Annotated in this window: 14 protein-coding genes and 1 pseudogene; 8 read left to right on the top strand and 7 right to left on the bottom strand. The window is 48.2% G+C overall.

Features of this window, described 5'->3' with window-relative positions:
• The first annotated feature begins 24 nt into the window (after nucleotides 1-24).
• The 5 genes and pseudogenes from dnaA (at nucleotide 25) to tnpA (ending at nucleotide 7,524) form a co-directional block, all read left to right on the top strand.
• On the top strand, nucleotides 25-1,380 hold the full coding sequence (dnaA, locus tag FY034_RS00005) for a chromosomal replication initiator protein DnaA (protein ID WP_265555306.1): 1,356 nt from the start codon (nucleotides 25-27) through the stop codon (nucleotides 1,378-1,380).
• Between the two features lie 230 nt (nucleotides 1,381-1,610).
• Nucleotides 1,611-2,729 (top strand): DNA polymerase III subunit beta, encoded by a 1,119-nt coding sequence (gene dnaN / locus FY034_RS00010; protein ID WP_265552754.1) that lies wholly within the window; start codon nucleotides 1,611-1,613, stop codon nucleotides 2,727-2,729.
• 13 nt (nucleotides 2,730-2,742) lie between these two features.
• On the top strand, nucleotides 2,743-3,843 hold the full coding sequence (recF, locus tag FY034_RS00015; RefSeq protein ID WP_265552757.1) for a DNA replication/repair protein RecF: 1,101 nt from the start codon (nucleotides 2,743-2,745) through the stop codon (nucleotides 3,841-3,843).
• Entirely contained in the window at nucleotides 3,840-6,248 is a 2,409-nt protein-coding gene (gene gyrB / locus FY034_RS00020; protein WP_265552759.1) for a DNA topoisomerase (ATP-hydrolyzing) subunit B, read from the top strand. The genes recF and gyrB overlap by 4 nt, the downstream gene beginning before the upstream one ends.
• 761 nt (nucleotides 6,249-7,009) lie before the next feature.
• Nucleotides 7,010-7,524, top strand: a pseudogene (tnpA, locus tag FY034_RS00025) (IS200/IS605 family transposase).
• Here the strand turns inward: tnpA and FY034_RS00030 are convergent.
• From FY034_RS00030 to FY034_RS00050, 5 genes are all read right to left on the bottom strand, one after another.
• Nucleotides 7,488-8,180 carry a DnaA ATPase domain-containing protein gene (locus FY034_RS00030; protein ID WP_265552761.1) on the bottom strand — a complete coding sequence of 231 codons (693 nt, stop codon included), beginning with the start codon at nucleotides 8,178-8,180 and terminating at the stop codon, nucleotides 7,488-7,490. The pseudogene tnpA and the gene FY034_RS00030 overlap by 37 nt on opposite strands.
• Nucleotides 8,181-8,227: 47 nt before the next feature.
• A complete protein-coding gene (ftsZ, locus tag FY034_RS00035; RefSeq protein ID WP_265552762.1) occupies nucleotides 8,228-9,238 on the bottom strand; it encodes a cell division protein FtsZ in 1,011 nt (336 codons plus the stop codon).
• 15 nt (nucleotides 9,239-9,253) lie between these two features.
• Complete coding sequence (locus tag FY034_RS00040) at nucleotides 9,254-10,135, bottom strand: hypothetical protein (RefSeq protein ID WP_265552764.1); 882 nt, start codon at nucleotides 10,133-10,135, stop codon at nucleotides 9,254-9,256.
• A gap of 201 nt (nucleotides 10,136-10,336) precedes the next feature.
• On the bottom strand, nucleotides 10,337-10,864 hold the full coding sequence (locus tag FY034_RS00045) for a hypothetical protein (RefSeq protein ID WP_265552766.1): 528 nt from the start codon (nucleotides 10,862-10,864) through the stop codon (nucleotides 10,337-10,339).
• Between the two features lie 34 nt (nucleotides 10,865-10,898).
• Nucleotides 10,899-11,765: a hypothetical protein gene (locus tag FY034_RS00050; RefSeq protein WP_265552768.1), complete on the bottom strand. Its 867-nt coding sequence runs from the start codon at nucleotides 11,763-11,765 to the stop codon at nucleotides 10,899-10,901.
• Nucleotides 11,766-11,886: 121 nt separating this feature from the next.
• On the opposite strand from FY034_RS00050, the gene FY034_RS00055 reads away from it, so the two are divergent.
• A complete protein-coding gene (locus tag FY034_RS00055; RefSeq protein ID WP_265552770.1) occupies nucleotides 11,887-13,371 on the top strand; it encodes a DUF2779 domain-containing protein in 1,485 nt (494 codons plus the stop codon).
• A 42-nt stretch (nucleotides 13,372-13,413) separates the two neighbouring features.
• Entirely contained in the window at nucleotides 13,414-14,550 is a 1,137-nt protein-coding gene (locus FY034_RS00060) for a phospholipase D family protein (RefSeq protein ID WP_265552772.1), read from the top strand.
• 4 nt (nucleotides 14,551-14,554) lie between these two features.
• On the opposite strand, the gene FY034_RS00065 is transcribed toward FY034_RS00060, so the two are convergent.
• Nucleotides 14,555-14,722, bottom strand: coding sequence for a hypothetical protein (locus FY034_RS00065; RefSeq protein WP_265552774.1), 168 nt, complete (start codon nucleotides 14,720-14,722; stop codon nucleotides 14,555-14,557).
• 155 nt (nucleotides 14,723-14,877) lie between these two features.
• Between FY034_RS00065 and FY034_RS00070 the strand changes: the two genes are divergently transcribed.
• Nucleotides 14,878-15,555, top strand: coding sequence for a hypothetical protein (locus FY034_RS00070; RefSeq protein WP_265552777.1), 678 nt, complete (start codon nucleotides 14,878-14,880; stop codon nucleotides 15,553-15,555).
• Between the two features lie 25 nt (nucleotides 15,556-15,580).
• Here the strand turns inward: FY034_RS00070 and FY034_RS00075 are convergent, their stop codons facing one another.
• On the bottom strand, nucleotides 15,581-17,197 hold the full coding sequence (locus tag FY034_RS00075; protein ID WP_265552779.1) for an AAA family ATPase: 1,617 nt from the start codon (nucleotides 17,195-17,197) through the stop codon (nucleotides 15,581-15,583).
• Nucleotides 17,198-17,791: the final 594 nt, after the last annotated feature.

Raw genomic sequence — 17,791 nt, forward strand, 5'->3', positions numbered from 1 at the left:
ATGCCGTCCTCAAAAAACAGTGCCATGCATGCGGTTTGGAAGCAGACCGCTACGAATCTCGAAAAAGTTATATCACCTCAGAACTACACAAACTGGATTCAACCGATTCAATTCAGCCATGCTGACAATCAATCACTGTACCTGCTTGTACCCAACCAGTTTTTTAAGGAGTGGCTCGAGGATAACTACGTTGACCTGATCAACAGTGCCCTGTCGGTGACTGCGGATAAGAATATGCTGGTGACGTTCCTGATTCAGGAAAAAGAGGCAGATAACCTGCCGCTGGAAGTTATAGAAGCCCCACAGCAGAAGGAAAGCATATCCTTAAAGGAGCTGGATCAAGCCAAAGAGACAGCACCACTCAACCCGCTCAACCCACGCTATACCTTTGACCAGTTTGTGAGTGGTGCCGGAAACCAGTTTGCCCACGCGGCTGCCATGGCTGTTTCTCATAATCCGGCCATAACCTATAATCCGCTATTCATTTACGGGGGGGTCGGACTGGGCAAAAGCCACCTGCTTAATGCGGTCGGACATAAAATACTGTCAGATAACAACAGCACCAAAATTTGCTACTGTTCTGCTGAAAAGTTTATGCATGAAATGGTAAACTGTATAAAACTTAACAAGATGGATGAATTTCGTGAGCGCTTCCGTTCAATAGATGTACTTCTGATTGATGACATTCAATTCATAACCGGCAAGGAACGCACCCAGGTTGAGTTTTTTCATACCTTTAACGCACTGTACGAATCCCATAAGCAAATTGTCATAACCTCTGATAAATTTCCGAGAGAAATGCCAAATTTGGAGGACCGTCTGCGTTCAAGATTTGAGTGGGGTCTGATTGCAGATATCCAACCACCTGATCTGGAAACAAAAATAGCAATTCTCAAAAAGAAGGCTGATACAAACAGAATACAGCTTCCAGATGATGTGGCCTATTTTCTTGCATCGAGCGACACCAGAAACATCAGGGAACTTGAAGGAATGCTGATACGCTTGGGTGCCTACAGCAGTCTGCAGCATATCCCGATCACCTTAACCATGGCCCAAAACAACCTGAAGGATATACTGGTTAACAAGAGAAAAGAGATAACGGTTGAATTGATTCAAAAGACGGTGGCGGACCACTTTGGACTCAAGGTGGCGGACCTTAAATCAGAAAAGCGGCTCAAGGCGTTTGTACTAGCCCGTCAGGTTGCAGTCTGGCTTTGCAGGGATATGACAACTGCCTCCTACCCGGATATCGGTGCGAGGTTTGGTGGAAAAGATCATTCCACTGTCATCCATGCAACAAAAAAGATCGACAAATTACTGGTTGAAGATCCTAAATTATCTAAGATCATTAATGAATTAAAAGAATCAATTCAACAGTAAGACTTTGCATCAAGACCTGTGCATCCAATTGTTGATAACTGTGGGTAACTCTGACCCTGTTCATAACCGGTCCAAACCAAGGCTGTTAATCAACAGACATGAATGACATTTATCTTAATTAATTTAGTAAGATACAGGTTGTACACGGTTTCCACAGGACTAATAATAAATACATAGCTTTTAAATACTTTTTAACTGCTTATCTAATACCTGGAACAAAGGAGTCTGGCATGAATTTCAAAATTGACAGAGATACCTTTCTTAAAGCGCTGCAAAAAGTACAGGGCATTGTCGAAAAGCGGACATCGATGCCAATCCTGTCGAATATCCTGATCGAGGCACAGGGGGACAATCTTGAAATTGTCGCCACTGATCTTGAGGTAGGCCTGAAAGGCAACTATCCAGCCAAGGTGGAAAAAGACGGACGGATTACCGTTGGTGCAAAAAAACTGTATGAAATTGTCAAGGAACTCCCAAATCAGGAAATTACGTTTTCAACCAAGGAAAACGACTGGGTAGAAATCACCTGCGGCAAAGTCAGATTCAATATTGTTGGATTGCCCTCAGATGAGTTTCCGGCGGTAGCTACGGTTAAAGATGAACAATTGTTGGAGCTTGAAGCAGCCTTGTTAAGAAAGATGATTGAAAAAACATCCTATGCAATCTGTAACGATGAAACCAAATACAATCTCAACGGCATCTTCACCAGGGTCGAGCAGTCTGAAAAAGGTCAGTGCCTGAAGATGGTTGCCACTGATGGCCACCGGTTGTCTATTGCCTCCGCTGCCTTCAGCGGTACGGCAAATCCCGAACTGTTGAAGGGGGTTATACTTCCCAAAAAAGGTATCTTTGAGATTAAGAAGATTACCGACGAAGGTGACGGGCTCCTGCAATTCGGCTTTGTTGACAGCAGTGCCGTGATCAAAAAAGGAGACACAACGCTGGTCATGCGGCTGGTGGACGGAGAATTCCCTGATTACACCAGGGTCATACCGGCTGCAAACGAACAGATTGTAAAGGCACCGCGAGAAGAATTGATCCATGCCGTGCGACGGATGGCTATCCTGTCCAGTGAGAAATTCAAGGGAATCATGTTGGAGATTGAGGGGAATGCGGTCAAGATCTCATCGAGCAATCCGGAGCTCGGAGATGCCATGGAAGAGCTTGATGTAAGCTACGATGGAAACCCGTTCTCAGTTCGATTTAATGCCCGTTACCTGCTGGATGTATTGATGGTTTGTGAAAGCCAGCAGGTGTTGATGAAATTTAAAAACGAACTCTCGCCGTCAATTGTGACTCCTGATTCAGATGATGAACTTTTAGCGGTTATCATGCCAATGAGGCTCTAGATCAGACGTGTTTTTGAAGCAAGTATGGCTTGAACAGTACCGTAATATTCAAAAAGCCTGTATTCAGCCGGCACGACACCTGACCGTCCTGTATGGCAGAAATGGGCAGGGTAAAACCAATTTTCTGGAGTCTGTGTACCTGCTTGGGAATGCGCGACCTTTTCGAGCTGCCAAGGTTCCTGATCTGATCAACCATGGCAGCCGGTCAGCAGCAGTGCGTGGGTTGGTACTGGCAGCAGGCGTTGAAAGTACCATTGTACTCCATGTTGAAAACAGCACCCGCCGGGTAACGATTGATGATAAGGCGGTGCATCGGGCAGCTGATCTGCATGGAAAGCTGGCGGTTGTTGTCTTTTCACCCGATGATACAGCCATGGTCAAGTTGGGACCGGAAACCAGGCGGCGCTATCTTGATCGTTCACTCTATGCCAGTGATGCTGCTTTTCTGGCGGATTACCACAATTACTACCGCATCCTCAAGCAACGTAATGCGCTGCTTAAAACCAATCAGCAGGAGGGGCTTGATCTCTGGACTGAACAGCTGGCAACGGCCGGTATCAGGCTCATGCAGCATCGCCGGCGCTACACAGACCGGCTCAATCAGCTGTTGCAACAGAAGTATCAGCAGATAGCAGGAGAACGGGAAAAGGTGGCTGTTGCCTACCAGCCTGACGTGACCTGGGCAGCTGAGGACAACGGGGCAGAAGTCCTGTTGAATCTACTTACAAGCCAGTATGAGCAGGATCTGCGTTATAAGAGCACCGGTCGGGGTCCCCACCGTGATGACCTGCTGTTTTCGATTGGAGGCCGTCCCCTGAAAGGCTTTGGCTCACAGGGACAGCAGCGCAGCTTTGTGCTGGCCCTGAAAATGGCAGAACTTGACCATCTTCAGGAAACCTTTGGCGAGATGCCATTGTTGCTACTCGATGATATCGCTTCTGAACTGGACCGGGAGCGGATGACGAACCTGCTGGGCTATGTACGGCAGCGGGAGGTCCAGGTGCTGATAACAACAACCGACGTAACTCCCTTTCTTCCGGTGCTGCAGCAGGACAGCAAGCTATTCCGGGTTGAAGAAGGCAGACTGACGTACGAAGGAAACGGAACACCATGAGCGAGTTTGAACAGAACGGAACAGCAGCATCAAACGAGTACGGCGCTGGCAGCATCAAGGTCCTTGAAGGGCTTTCAGCAGTCCGTAAACGCCCGGCCATGTATATCGGCTCTACTGCCAGTGCAGGTCTGCACCACCTGGTGTATGAAATCGTTGATAACTCGATCGACGAGGCACTGGCCGGTCACTGCAACGATGTCTCGGTAACCATCAACACGGATGGGTCAATCACCGTGGTGGACAACGGGCGCGGTATTCCCACTGACATGCACCCCACAGAAGGCCGCTCTGCTGCAGAGGTGGTCCTGACGGTCCTGCATGCCGGCGGCAAGTTTGACAACGACTCCTACAAGGTCTCAGGCGGTCTGCACGGGGTTGGTGTCTCGGTGGTCAACGCACTTTCCAAGTGGCTTGACCTTGAGATCAGGCGGGATGGCAAGATCTGGCGCCAGACCTATCACCGTGGTGAACCGCAATCACCGCTGGAGGTAACCGGTACGACCCGTCGCCGTGGCACCAAGATCACCTTTATGCCGGATGAGGAGATCTTTGAAACCACGGAATACTCCTTTGATGTGCTCTCCCAGCGTCTGAGGGAACTGGCGTTCCTGAATGCCGGGGTGCGGATCAAGATCAATGATGAGCGTGCTGACGGAAAATCCCACGACTTTTTCTACGAAGGCGGGATCAATTCCTTTGTGGAATACCTGAACCGGGCCAAGACGCCGCTGCACCAGAAACCGATCTACTTCAAAGGGGAAAAAGGCGGTGTGGAGATGGAAGTCTCCATGCAGTACAACGATACCTATGATGAAAAGATCTTCAGCTTTGCCAATAACATCAACACCCATGAAGGCGGTACCCACCTGGCAGGTTTCAAGGCGGCCCTGACCCGCACCATGAACACCTATGCAGCCGGTAACAACCTGACCAAAAACGCCAAGGTGGCCATCTCAGGCGATGACCTGCGGGAAGGGATGACCTGCGTCATCTCGGTCAAGATCCCCCAGCCGCAGTTTGAAGGTCAGACCAAGACCAAGCTGGGTAACTCGGAAGTTAAAGGCTATGTTGAATCGCTCCTAAATGAAAAACTGGCGGTCTATCTGGAGGAAAATCCCCAGGTGGCCAAGCGGATCCTGGAAAAGTCCATTGAAGCAGCCCGTGCCCGTGAAGCGGCCCGCAAGGCCCGTGACCTGACCCGCCGCAAAGGGGCCCTTGATCTGGGTGGCCTGCCCGGCAAGCTGGCTGACTGCCAGGAAAAGGACCCGGCCCTCTGTGAACTGTATCTGGTCGAGGGTGATTCTGCAGGCGGTTCTGCCAAACAGGGACGTGACCGCCGCTTTCAGGCGATCCTGCCGCTGAAGGGCAAGATTCTCAACGTTGAAAAGGCCCGTTTTGACAAGATGCTCTCCTCCCAGGAGATCCGTACCCTGATCACCGCCATGGGTACCGGTATCGGCAAGGATGATTTTGACATTGCCAAGCTGCGCTACGGCCGGATCATTGTCATGACTGACGCCGACGTGGACGGTTCCCACATTCTGACCCTGCTGCTGACCTTCTTCTACCGCAACATGCAGGAGCTGATCGAACGTGGCCACCTCTACATTGCCCAGCCGCCACTCTACAAGGTCAAGCGGGGTAAAAAGGAACTGTACCTGCGTAACGAGGCAGCCCTGCAGACCTTCCTGCTGGAGGAAGGGGCTGAGGAACTGATCCTGAGCATGGAAAAAGGGGATCGCTCCTACATCGGCAAGCAGATCATTCCGGTGATACGTCAACTGATCGAGTGGCGGGCCCTGTTTGAAAAGGTGGTTAAAAAAGGTATTCCGGCAGACCTGCTTGATCTGCTGATCAGGGCCGGGGTACGGCCGGGAATCGAGGAAGTGGCTGGACTGGAGTCCTACCTGAACACCATGCAGGGGTTGATAGACGATTGTGATTACCAGTACCAGGCAGAGGATGAGCGGGTCACCTTCAGGATCGGCAATATGCGTTCGGTGATTGATAATCAGACGCTCGGGGTTCTTGCCAGCCATGAATATGAACTGCTGGTTGAATCAAACCGTAAGGTGGCAGAGCTGATGGCAGGCGGATTGGCCCGTCTGGAAGAAAACGGCAAGGGACTGCTTGAGACCAGCCGTCATGAAGAACTGCTGAGCTACTTCCTTGATTATGCCAAAAAGGGTCTGGCGATCCAGCGTTACAAAGGTCTGGGTGAAATGAACCCGGATCAGTTGTGGGAAACCACCATGAACCCGGAAAACCGGACGCTGTTGCAGGTCAAGATTGAGGACGTGGTTGAGGCGGATCAGATCTTTACGGTCTTGATGGGCGATCAGGTTGAGCCACGCAGAGAATTTATTGAGCTGAACGCCTTGAATGTCGTTAACCTCGATGTTTAAATCTGTATGTAGGTTTTCCCAATTAATGACTTTTTGGCCCCATAACTTAAAAAAATCCTACATACATTAGTATATTTTAACAAAAGCACCCAAGTGGGTGCTTTTGTTTTTGATTGGACATAAATTTAAAAATTGAATGCTCGCTATTCGACAGCAATTCCTTGTGACCCTTCTTAAAGCAGACTCCTAGTTTTAATCTCCCCGCAAATATTTCGCAATTTTGTCAATATCTGCGAGCCTATTCAGGCGACTTGCATCCTGTGATGTTTTATTTATATCACCGATTTTATTATGTTTTTTTTGTCAGCCTGCGATAAGGAAGGTACTATAAACAGAATAGCGGTCAGTTGAAAGGTAGATATGTTAATGACTACTAAAAACTGTCAACCAACTGGAAGAGCACGTAAGTTGTTAAAAGGTCGAATGTTGGTCACCCTGTAAAATTCGCAAGCCAAAAATGTGGACGTTCTGTCCACCTTGAATCCCCCCTTGAATATGACCTAGCAATCCAGCTTGAATTTGATCCTTCAGTCATACTCTTTCAAGAAACAACCCCTGGCCTTGAAAATCCAATATAACGGGAAAATTAGGACGGTACCGGCCTGGTGATTTTGAAGCGATTGCTATTGCAGCTAGCGCTCCTAATTGTAGGTTTTCAGTAAACCACCGGCTCTGCCGGTGAGACTTGAAAAGGTTATGCCGTTCCAGCGACATTTCCTCCTGAGGAAAGCCCCTAGAGGCAATCAACAGGAGGAAATGCCATGCGAGAGTGGCAAAGCTTAGCGCATGTAAAATGGGAGTGCAAATACCATGTGGTGATAGTGCCGAAGTACCGTAAGAAAGTGCTTTATGGTAGGCTTCGAGGAGAAGTTGGCAAAATCATCCGTCAGTTGTGTCGCCAGAAGGAAGTCGAACTTATCGAAGGTCATGCCATGGCAGACCATATCCATCTGGTATTAAGTATTCCGCCGAAGTACAGCGTTGCGATGGTTATCGGTTATCTGAAGGGTAAGTCAGCGATCCATATCCACCGCAAAGCCCAAGGCGTCAAGAAAGGTTTTACCGGTCGGCACTTCTGGTCACGAGGTTACTGTGTCAGCACAGTTGGGCTGGATGAAGAAATGATCCGAGCCTACGTCCGTGATCAGGAACATCTGGACAAACAAGAAGAGTTGGACTTTACCCAAAATACCTAGCCCCTTTTAGGGGCTTTCCTCAAGCCACCCGCTCTGCGGGTGGTCATGACTGCATCTCAACATTCATAAGAGAACTGTAGGTACCCAACCTGATCAGCATACCCTCCAATTGCCTGATACCGCTAACATCCACATCAGCCAGAAAATCTGCGACCTCATCTACCAGCTTTACCTGGTGCCGCAACGCCAGCTTTTCCAAAATCAACCGTTTGATTTCATAATCCGGCATTGTCAGCTCAACCTGCATTCCACCGGAAAATCTGGAGTGAAGTGCATCTGAAAAACCATCAAGTTTTGAAGTGTGCCGGTCTACGGCCAGCACAATCCGAGACTGTCGAATAAAGAGCTTGTCAAACAAGTACAGCAGCTCTTGCTGGCTTCGCTCCTTATTATCCAATCGCTGTAGATCATCCAATAACAGCAGGTCCACTGAGCCGAAACTAGCCCTAAAACTGTCCATCTGATTTTCCTTGAGGCATTCTATGAATTCCTGCACAAAGGTATCTGCTGAGCAGTATCTGATTTGCATTGCTGGATTCCACCTTAATGCCTGATGCCCTACTGCGTGCAGTAGGTGGCTTTTCCCAAGTCCGTGGCCACCATAGATGATTAAGGGGGTGAAGATTGCCCCGTGATCTATGGCTGCTGATAGGGCGACTGAAACGGCAAGCTGGTTGCAGCTTCCGTAGGCAAACGTCTCAAAAGTCCAGTCTGGGCGTAAAAATGTGTCAATCATGTTCAGCTCCTGTAGGGAGTGGTTGTGCTCCTGCTGTTGTTGTTCAGTTAAAGCTCAATCAGTTTACCCTTGGCCAGTCGTAATTTTGGTTTGTCCGTACCTGGTGTGACACCAATTCCGGTGGCAATCACCGTCACCTTGATCTGGTCTGCCAACTCTTCATCCACAACTACCCCGACGATAATGGTCGCATCACTCCTGATCTGCTCCGTCATCAACCTGCAGACCTGATCAAACTCATCCATGGTCATACTGCTGCTGCCGGCAATGTTGAGCAGCAACCCCTTGGCTTCACGGATGTCCAAACCTTCAAGTAGTGGATTGTGAATTGCCATCATTGATGCCTCTGTTGCTCGATCCGAGCCACTTGATATACCAACCCCCATCATTGCCATACCGCGAGAGCCCAGAATGGTTTTGAGATCACTCAGGTCAACATTGATATGGCCATGCTTACTGACGATCTCCACTATCCCCTGCACTGCCTGCCGCAGCAGGTCGTCAGCAGGTTTGAATGCCTCAAGCAATGAGGTTCCTTTGCCGGATATGCCGATCAGTCGGTCATTGGGTATAACAATCAGGCTGTCCACCAGGGGCAACAGGGTCTTGATCCCTTGATCAGCGATCTCCATACGGCGCTTGCCTTCACGGGAGAATGGCTTGGTCACAATAGCAACCACCAGTGCGCCTGCTTCTTTAGCCAACTTTGCAATCTCCGGTGTGGTACCAGTACCGGTGCCACTTCCCATGCCAGCAGCCAGAAACACCAGATCTGCCCCTGTAAGACTATTCAGGATGTCCTGCTGACTCTCCTGTACTGCAGCTCTGGCGATCTCTGGGTTGCCTCCGGTACCAAGCCCACGAGTATCTGTCCCGATCTGAATTTTCGAGGCAGCCCGTGATTTTCTGAGCCGAGGTTGCGAGGTGCTGATAGCAATATACTCAGCACCATCAAGGTTTGCTGCCAACATAGCATTGACTGCATTCAGGCCTGCCCCACCGATGCCAATGACCTTAATTGCTGCGGACCCTACGACAGTTTGCTCTCTGTATTCCACAAGCCCTCCTTCTGTCTAAACGATTGCCAGAACCGCTACCCTGGCAGCGTCAAGTAGGCTGTTATCAATGACGCAGTTGTAAATAATGTTAAATCCGTTGGTTGGAGGGGGGATAAAGAAGCGGAAAAGTTCTATGATGGCTTGGTCAAAGTCATTTAAATACGTTTCTGAGTTACAGTAGATACATGCCATAGCACCACGATAGCTGTTTGAACTGGTTACCTGCTGTTCTAGTTGTGTCAAAACCTTTTTGCTGGCCAGCACTCCCTTGTTTGCACCTGAAGCCTCACCGATTATAAAAATGCCGTTACTGCCTGAACGCAGTATCGAGTGCAAGGACGCTCTGACATTGGCAAAATCAACACCGGCAAAGAAAGTGGTGGTATTGACTAGGTCTGAAACCATTGCAATCAGATTACGGGCTATAATGGGGTCTGCAGCACAGTAGCAGGATGGCGATGAGTTTGGCTTGCAAACAGAATATTGGAGATAAGCAGGAAAATTGGGGCCAATAATGACTACCTGAACGCCTGCCTCTGCTGCTGCATCAACGCAGGCTGACAGCACGGAACTGCATAGCGGTTGAGCTGTGTCAGCAAGCATAAACAGCAGGTCACTATGCTGGATAGCATTAACCAAGCCGGAAAAGTCGGGTATATTGTGTTGCTGGTAATCAATACGCAACTCGTGGCAGCTGATATGAGGTACTGAATATGCCAGCAATCGCGTGCAGTACGTGCCGAATGAACCGACACCAATCGCAGATATACTCATCTTCTGCTGGCAAATTTCCGGTTGTCCATACTGTGTTACCAGAAGCGATGAAATGCTGTTAGGCAGTAGTGCTGCCGCAAGGCTACCTTGTAGTATGGTGGTGAGAAATGTCCGTCTGTCCATGTTCTGTCTCCATTGCCAAGATCTGAGTAGCGCCATAGTAGGCCAACAGAGCGTCAAAATATGTCGTTTGATATGTGTTAGGTGACGATTAAATTAGACAAACTTTGCATCTCGCCTTCTTAAAAACCTTTTGCTGCAGCATGATTACGTGGCGGTTACCATGTTTCGTGCATCACAATATTTCTAACTAAGCTTGTTTTGTCATTTTTTCATACTTTCTGCCCTCAGGCAGCTTAGGTAGGCAACAGCCTTCAGGCTTGCTGCTGCCTGATATTCAGCCTCCTCTTGGGACAAGAACGTGTCTTTAGCTATGATAGTTGCCACCATACACTTCCAACGCTCCACATGCAGTGGCCAGCAGTTGTCGGAAAACACACCAACATGCTTACGCAGAAGTTTCTTTTGCAAGGTCTGGTTGTCAGGCGTCAGCCTGATTATTGCATCCGCAAGGCCAGGTAAAACCCCCTGCGTGTGAAGATGTTCACCTTCTAACCATGCTTTAACCTCAAGTTTTGGATTTCCAGCATTAGCCGGATAGTTAAGAACCCCATTTGGATCGATATAAGGTTCTTCTGCTGTCTTACCGGACGGATTGGGGGCTGGCTTGATATCTTGGTGAACTGAGGCGTCTACCTGATTTGGCAACTCCTGTTGGAGTTGTTTTGTCTCTTCTGCAGCAAGGCAAGGCTTTGCAGTGTGTTGCTTGGTTTCAGAACTGATATCTTTCATAGTTGTGTTCTCCAGACCTCAGGCAATACAAAACTCACCGCATTGCCAGGATGGCGACTTTGATGGTATCAGCAGCTAACTGCTCATCCGGAATAGCTCCAAAGACAAAGGTGATGTCATTTGAGAAATAACCGTCCATCACTGAGGCAGCCTGGGCATAGTAGTCAAACGACATAGCAGGGGAGCCGTAGATACAGGCCATGGCACCGCGGCAGTTAGCTGAATCCAGCCCCTGCTGCTGTAGCTTTTCCAATGCTTGACTGCTGGCTAGAGATTCCCTGTCTGCACCAGTAGCTTCACTACATGAGAACAGACCATGGCTGCCTGAACGGAGGATTGCCTTGATATCACCATGGTCAATGCCAACAAAGCTGTCGGTGTTGACCAGATCTGCCACCAGAGCCACCAGATCTCGGACTGTGGCGGGGTCGGCAACCGTGCAGACAGGTAATGATGCACAATCAGTCGAGCGTGAAGAATGAAGGTGGGCTGCAGATGGCCCAATGAGCACTGTCTGCAGGCCTGCTGCTGTGGCTGCATCAATACAGGTTGCCAGCTGTGAAGCTGATGATGGTTGGCTTGCATCTGCAAGCAGAAACAGGAGATCAGGCTGTTGGATAGACAGGGGCAGCTGCGAGAAATCAAAACTGCCGGTATAATGCCGGCTTGACGCCAACACATGGCCGCTGATGTTGTGTACTGAATAGGCAAGCATCCTGCCGCAGAGTGCTCCAAACTGGCCAACACCCAGTGCTGCGATCCGCATGTTTTGTTGAGGAATTTCACCAAGGTGGTGCAGCGATGCATACTGTGCTATCAGAAGCGGAGAGATACTATGCGGTAGCAGTGTTGCTGCCAGCGTCCCCTGCAGCATGGTGATGAGAAATGTTCGTCTGTCCATAGTTATGCTCCCTGACTTACATCATTTGTAACGGTGGTCAGGGTAGTCGATATACGCGACAATGGCTGTCGCTTGAAAATGTTAGTGGTAGCAGTACATCATCCTGACAAATGGAGCTGCCATGAAAAAGTCTGCCATCCCCGGTCTCAGCAAGTCCCGCTACCTTAATGGTCTGCAGTGTCCCAAATATCTCTGGCTTGCAACATGGCGCAAGGAGCTGAGAAATGAATTTGATGAAACAACGGAAGAGATATTGGCCCAAGGGCATCAGGTAGGAGCCATTGCCCAGGAGCTGTTTCCTGGTGGTGTGGAGATCCCCTATGAAGGGCTGAGTATTGATGAGCAGCTGCAGCAAACACAGGAAGCTCTCAAGCAGAGCAAGGTCATTTACGAGGCCTCGTTTGAGTACAATGGAGTCTTTGTCAAGGCCGATATCCTGCGCAAGGTGCGTGGGGGCTGGGAACTGTATGAGGTTAAAAGTTCAAGTAAGCTAAAAGACACCTATTACGACGACCTGGCAGTGCAGTACCATGTCATTACCAATGCCGGTATCAAGATAACCAAGGCGCATCTGGTTCATATCAACAGCTCATATCAGCGCAAGGGCAAGCTTGATCCCCAGCAGTTATTTACCATTGTTGATCTGACCGAAGATGCCCTGGAAATGCAACCTGCAGTCAAAAAGCAGATTGCAACCATGAAGAAGATGCTGACCGGTGCAGAGCCGATTGTTCAGATTGGCCCGCATTGTGATGCCCCGTATGAATGCGCGTTTAGTGAGTATTGCTGGCAGGATGTGCCAGATGAAGGATCGGTTTTTGACCTTGCCGGTAACGGTGCGGACTGCTTCAAGCTCTTTCATGAGGGGATCACAAAGCTCAAGGACATCCCGCTTGACCGCGTAAAGGGCAAGCAACGCCAGCAGGTGGAAGCAGCCAAAAAGAAGCAGACCATTGTCAACAAAGAGGGACTACAGGAGTTTATGGATAGTCTCTGGTATCCACTTTGCTATCTTGATTTTGAGACCTTCATGGAGGCGGTTCCCTCCTATGATGGGCAACGTCCCTACCAGCAAATGCCGTTTCAGTTCTCGCTGCATATCCAGAAAAAACTAGGTGGTAAGGTATACCATCATGAATATCTGGCACCACCAGCTATAGACCCGCGCAAGGAGTTTCTGGATGAGCTGCTGAAGGTACTGCCTGATGACGGGTGCATCATGGTGTACTACAAACCGTTTGAGCAGAGTCGGCTTAAGGAACTGGCAGAACTTTACCCGCGTAAGAAAAAGCAGATACAGCATTTAATTGACAATATGGTTGATCTGCTGGATCCGTTCAAGGCACGGCATCTCTATTCTTGGAAACAGCAGGGCTCTCACTCGATTAAGGCAGTACTACCAGCCTTTGTGAAGGACTTGAGTTATGATGATCTGGAGATTGGTAACGGTAGTGCAGCCATGCAGGCCTACCACACAATGTGTACCTTGGTTGACATCCCCAAAAAGCTGGCTACACTCAGGAAACAGTTGCTGGCCTATTGTGAGCAGGATACGTTGGCGATGGTGAGGCTATTAGAAGTAATTGAAATTAAAGTAGACGGGTAAACAAATGTATCGGATCTATAATTTGAATTTTTGGGGGTTAGAATGAAAGCAATGAGTTTATTTTTACATTCTCCTGATTCAGACAGTAAATTAACGACTTTCTATGAAAAAGCTTTTTCAAATGCAATTGAACTTTATATAGTTACTGCATATTTGACTGATTGGAACGAATACCTACGGCTTAATAAAGACTGTAAAAGTTTTAGGGTTATAATAGGTAAAGATTTTGGCATTACAAAAAAAGATGCATGTCAAAAATTATTAAATTGGTTGCCTTCAAAAAGAAAAGGTCAATTTTTAGTTGCTGATTTAATTGGTGGATTTCACCCAAAAGCTGTTTTTTGGAAAGAAGCAAATCAAAAATGTTTTGCTATTATAGGATCATCTAATCTTACAAAAGCAGCATTTGAAACTAATTATGAAGCTAATGTTTATTCTGAAATACCAAATTCAGATTTTATTTTAGCTAAAGAATGGATTTTAGAAATAGAAGATAAATCAGTAGTTGTATCTGAAGATTGGTTAACTAAATATTCTGAAGCAAATAGAGTATCTATAAACAAGAAAAATAAATCATATAGCAATTCAATAATAGCAAATATAAAATTGCCTAGCCCACGTGGTATTAAAGAATCCATTTTAGTGAGAAGAGAACAGTTGAGTATATTTAACAAATACAAGTCTCGGCTAAAAAATTTATTCTATAGATGCGCAAACGATGTAGGAATGACTTCGATCGATTTTTATAACGAGTTACAATCCTATTGGGGATTTGATGTTGGTGATCGGATGCAGGGAAAGGGGTGGGAAATTCTTGGAAAACATAGCAATTTTAAAGAACTGTCATTGAGTTTTATGAATATAATTGAGGCTGACAAGAAAAATAGAGACGATGTTGTTGTAGAAGAAATAGACAGGCTCTCTGGGCTTAATGTGCCAACGAGAAAGGCTTTTTTATCTGAAATGCTGTGTTTGTTTTTCCCAAACGAATATCCATTGCTAAACACACCTGTAATTAGCTATCTCAAAAAAATAAAATTCAGACCCCCCAGAGATGCAAGTGAAGGGACAATATACATTGATATTGCGCGTAAACTCAGATTTTCACTAAAACAAAACCCTGACCATCCAGCAAAAAATTTAGCTGAACTTGATACCGTGATCTGGAGTTCCACGTGACCTTTTAGGTCACATACCCCCTCGGCACCCGCTCCGTAAGCCAGACCCAGCTTGCGGAGCGGTAGAACTTAAATCCTTCTGCATGCATCCTGCCAGCACTATCCAGCGTGATGCCGATAGCATCCGGTCGGTGCTGCAGCACAAGGCTTAAGAATTTGCTGATTTTTCTCATGGCAATTTCTACCCTGTTTAACCAATCAACGAATCAAGATATTACAGTGCCGAAACTGCAGCATTGCCAGCTCAAAGCGACCCGTTGTGTCGTCTGGTGATGATAGCCTTGATTGTAATGCAAAGGATTAGCGCCCTCCCGGATTGGAGGTTTATATGGACAGGCGTGGATTTTTAACGTCACTGGCAGTTGCACCGCTTGCAATCAGAAAGCTGACAACGCCACAGGCTGCTGCACATCAACCTTCCGGATACCCTGATATATTGCAGAATTTCTTGGAAAGCCAGCTGGAGTTGGACTACAGGTGCTATTCACTGAAACGTGATCCAATACAAAAAGAAAATCTGCGAACAGCATTCAGCATAGTCGCCCCAAAGACTAATTCAGATCTTGCTTTTGTTGTCTGGTGTGGCGAGAAATACCTGCCAGTGGCTGATGTCGCATATAGATATAGTGACAGCAGACAAGCAGGCAGATCAGGGCGTTGTGATCAGTATCCGTGTATATCGCTCGATCATTTCCGCATCCCTGATACCGGTGGCATATTTGCCTTCAAAGAGGAGCTGGCTGCTTTGCTTAGCGAACTTACGGATTTAAATTATAGAGAGGCAATGCAGGCGCTATTTGCTGTCTTCAGAGGTACTCAGGAGCAATTTCAGCGTAATAAAATCGATGCTGTTGATTTACAGAGGATGCTGAAGCCCAGGTATCGTGACCGCTATACACTGGAAGAGATCAAACGCCTGCATACCTTTATCAGCGACTGCTATGGAAACAGCGGTTACTACAGCATGGCTTTGATTACTGTGGAGCGAGCCCTGAACATGCTGTAGTAAACGCCTTGACTCGCATGTGTGGTTATACCCCAAACCCGATCTTCCTAGGGCTGGCCCCCTTGGCCTCACATTCTTTCTTCAGGATTCCATAGAGTTTGACCGCTGTGCCCGGCTCATCCCACAGCTCAAACTGGCGACTTGCCACGGCAAAATCGCCGGGGGTAAGCTGATTCAGCTGCCAAACCTGCTCCTCCCAAGCCAGAGCATCTGACCCGTTCCCGCCAAGCCGTACCAGTTCCTGCTTGAACAAGGCTACCCGCTGTTCTGGCTTGAGCGGATCAAACCGCACCTTGAAGGCAAACCTACGCAGTGATGCCTGATCAAGCTTGTTCATCAGGTTGGTGGTACAGATAAAGATCCCTTCAAACGCTTCCATCTGAGTCAGCAACTCATTGACCTGGGTTACCTCCCAACTGCGCTGTGCATCCCGACGGTCTGACAGAAAACTGTCCGCCTCATCCAGTACCAGCACGGCATCCTGCTCCCGTGCCTCGGTAAACATAGCAGCAATGTTCTGCTCCGTTTGCCCCACATACATTCCAAGGATACTTGATGCCCGTTTGACAACCAGCGGCTTACCTATTTGATCTGCCATGTAGCGGGCCAACTCACTCTTGCCGGTACCGGCAGCGCCGTAAAAGCAGAAAGTACCCTTTGGCTTGCGCTTGATGCCCTCAACCAGCTTGGCAATCGGCAGATCAGTATTGAGCCATTCCAGACTATAGCCGGTTCGGATAATATTTCTGTCGGGCTTACGACGTTGGCCCAGCAGACTGGTGCTGCGCTCTAATACTTGTTCTACCAGTGCACGTGCCTTGGCCTTGTTTTTGGGGCTACCGGTTTTGGCAACTTTTGCTGCCCGCTCAAACTGCGCTGGAGTGATTTCATCATTGGCCGCAAGCCGTTCGATCCAGCCTCGTGGTGGTTCAAGGCTATTCAAATGGTACTGGGCCATTGATACCCTGACCTCCTGAGGCGGCGTGGGAAATGCTACTGAATAGTCAAAGCGCCGCAGATAGGCCTTGTCAATCTGCCCCACCTTGTTGCTGATCCAGATTGCCGGTACCGGGTTATTCTCCATGGTGCGGTTGATCCAGGCCTTACCTGGGCCGGCACTAACAGAACCTTCACCATCTTCGCCAAACATCATTGAAAACAAATTTCCACCAGATTCAAAAACATCCTCTATTTCATCAAACAGGATCATAGCCTTATTGTTTCGCGCCAGGAGTCGCTGACAGAAGGCATAAGCGCGCAGTCTTGCCTCGCCTTTAATCGGATCTCCGTCCTTGTCAGCAAAGACAACCTCAAACAGTTCCAAATTCAGTTGCTCAGCAAGAGCCTGAACAAACTGGTTCTTGCCAACACCGGGTTTCCCATGAACAAGGATATTGACGCCACGCAACTGGTTTCTGACAGCATTCTGGAAATAGCTTACTAGCAATTCCTTCTCTTTTTTGAGATGAGGGAAGTTGTCCAAGCCAAGCTGGGGGGGGGCTGCCCTCCGCAAAAAATGAGACATTAGACTGTCTGCATTTTTGTGTGGTTTCAGCATGATGTCCTGCAGTCCTGACAGTATCTCCACCTTTTGCTCCAGATCGCAGAGACTCTTGTTGAGCTTGACCAGCCCCGTGCTCACCAAAGGGCTTTCAGGAAGGAGTGAACGGTGAAATTCTGATTCCTTTATGCCTGTCAGGTGTGACAGCAGTTTGCACAGTGAGTCAGTTGTTGTTTTATGTGACCTAGGGCAAATGGCTCCATGAAATTCAGAGAACATGCTTAGCCCTGCTGCAAAAGTAAAAACGACCTGATCTGCATCGGTCAAATTCAGCATATCGGTCAGCAGCTTGATATTTTTGAAGAGCAGAAGTGAGCTTGGAATTTTTTTCCTGGAAAGCTTCTGGCGCTGACTGACGAGCATTTTCATGCAATATCCAGCCGTAACCCTGTCCGGTTGCTCTAGGTGGTCGACATCTAAATTTGTCATAACGCAGAAGTCTGAGTCGTTGAAAGCATCTGGCCAGTTGCGGAAGGAACGGGGTTTATACCACCCATAATAGAGTGCAATGTCTATCAACCAGATCCCATAAAGGGGGGCGTACTTTATATTTTCACCTGGTCGCTTGCCATATGAATTGGTCTTTGCTGCTGCATGTGCGAGAAATGATAGTGACATGGCTTCTGCCTCCCAACAATAGTGTTGGGTACAGAGTGCCACACCATGACGACAGGA

This window comes from Trichlorobacter lovleyi (genome assembly GCF_015239775.1).
Taxonomy (GTDB): domain Bacteria; phylum Desulfobacterota; class Desulfuromonadia; order Geobacterales; family Pseudopelobacteraceae; genus Trichlorobacter; species Trichlorobacter lovleyi_B.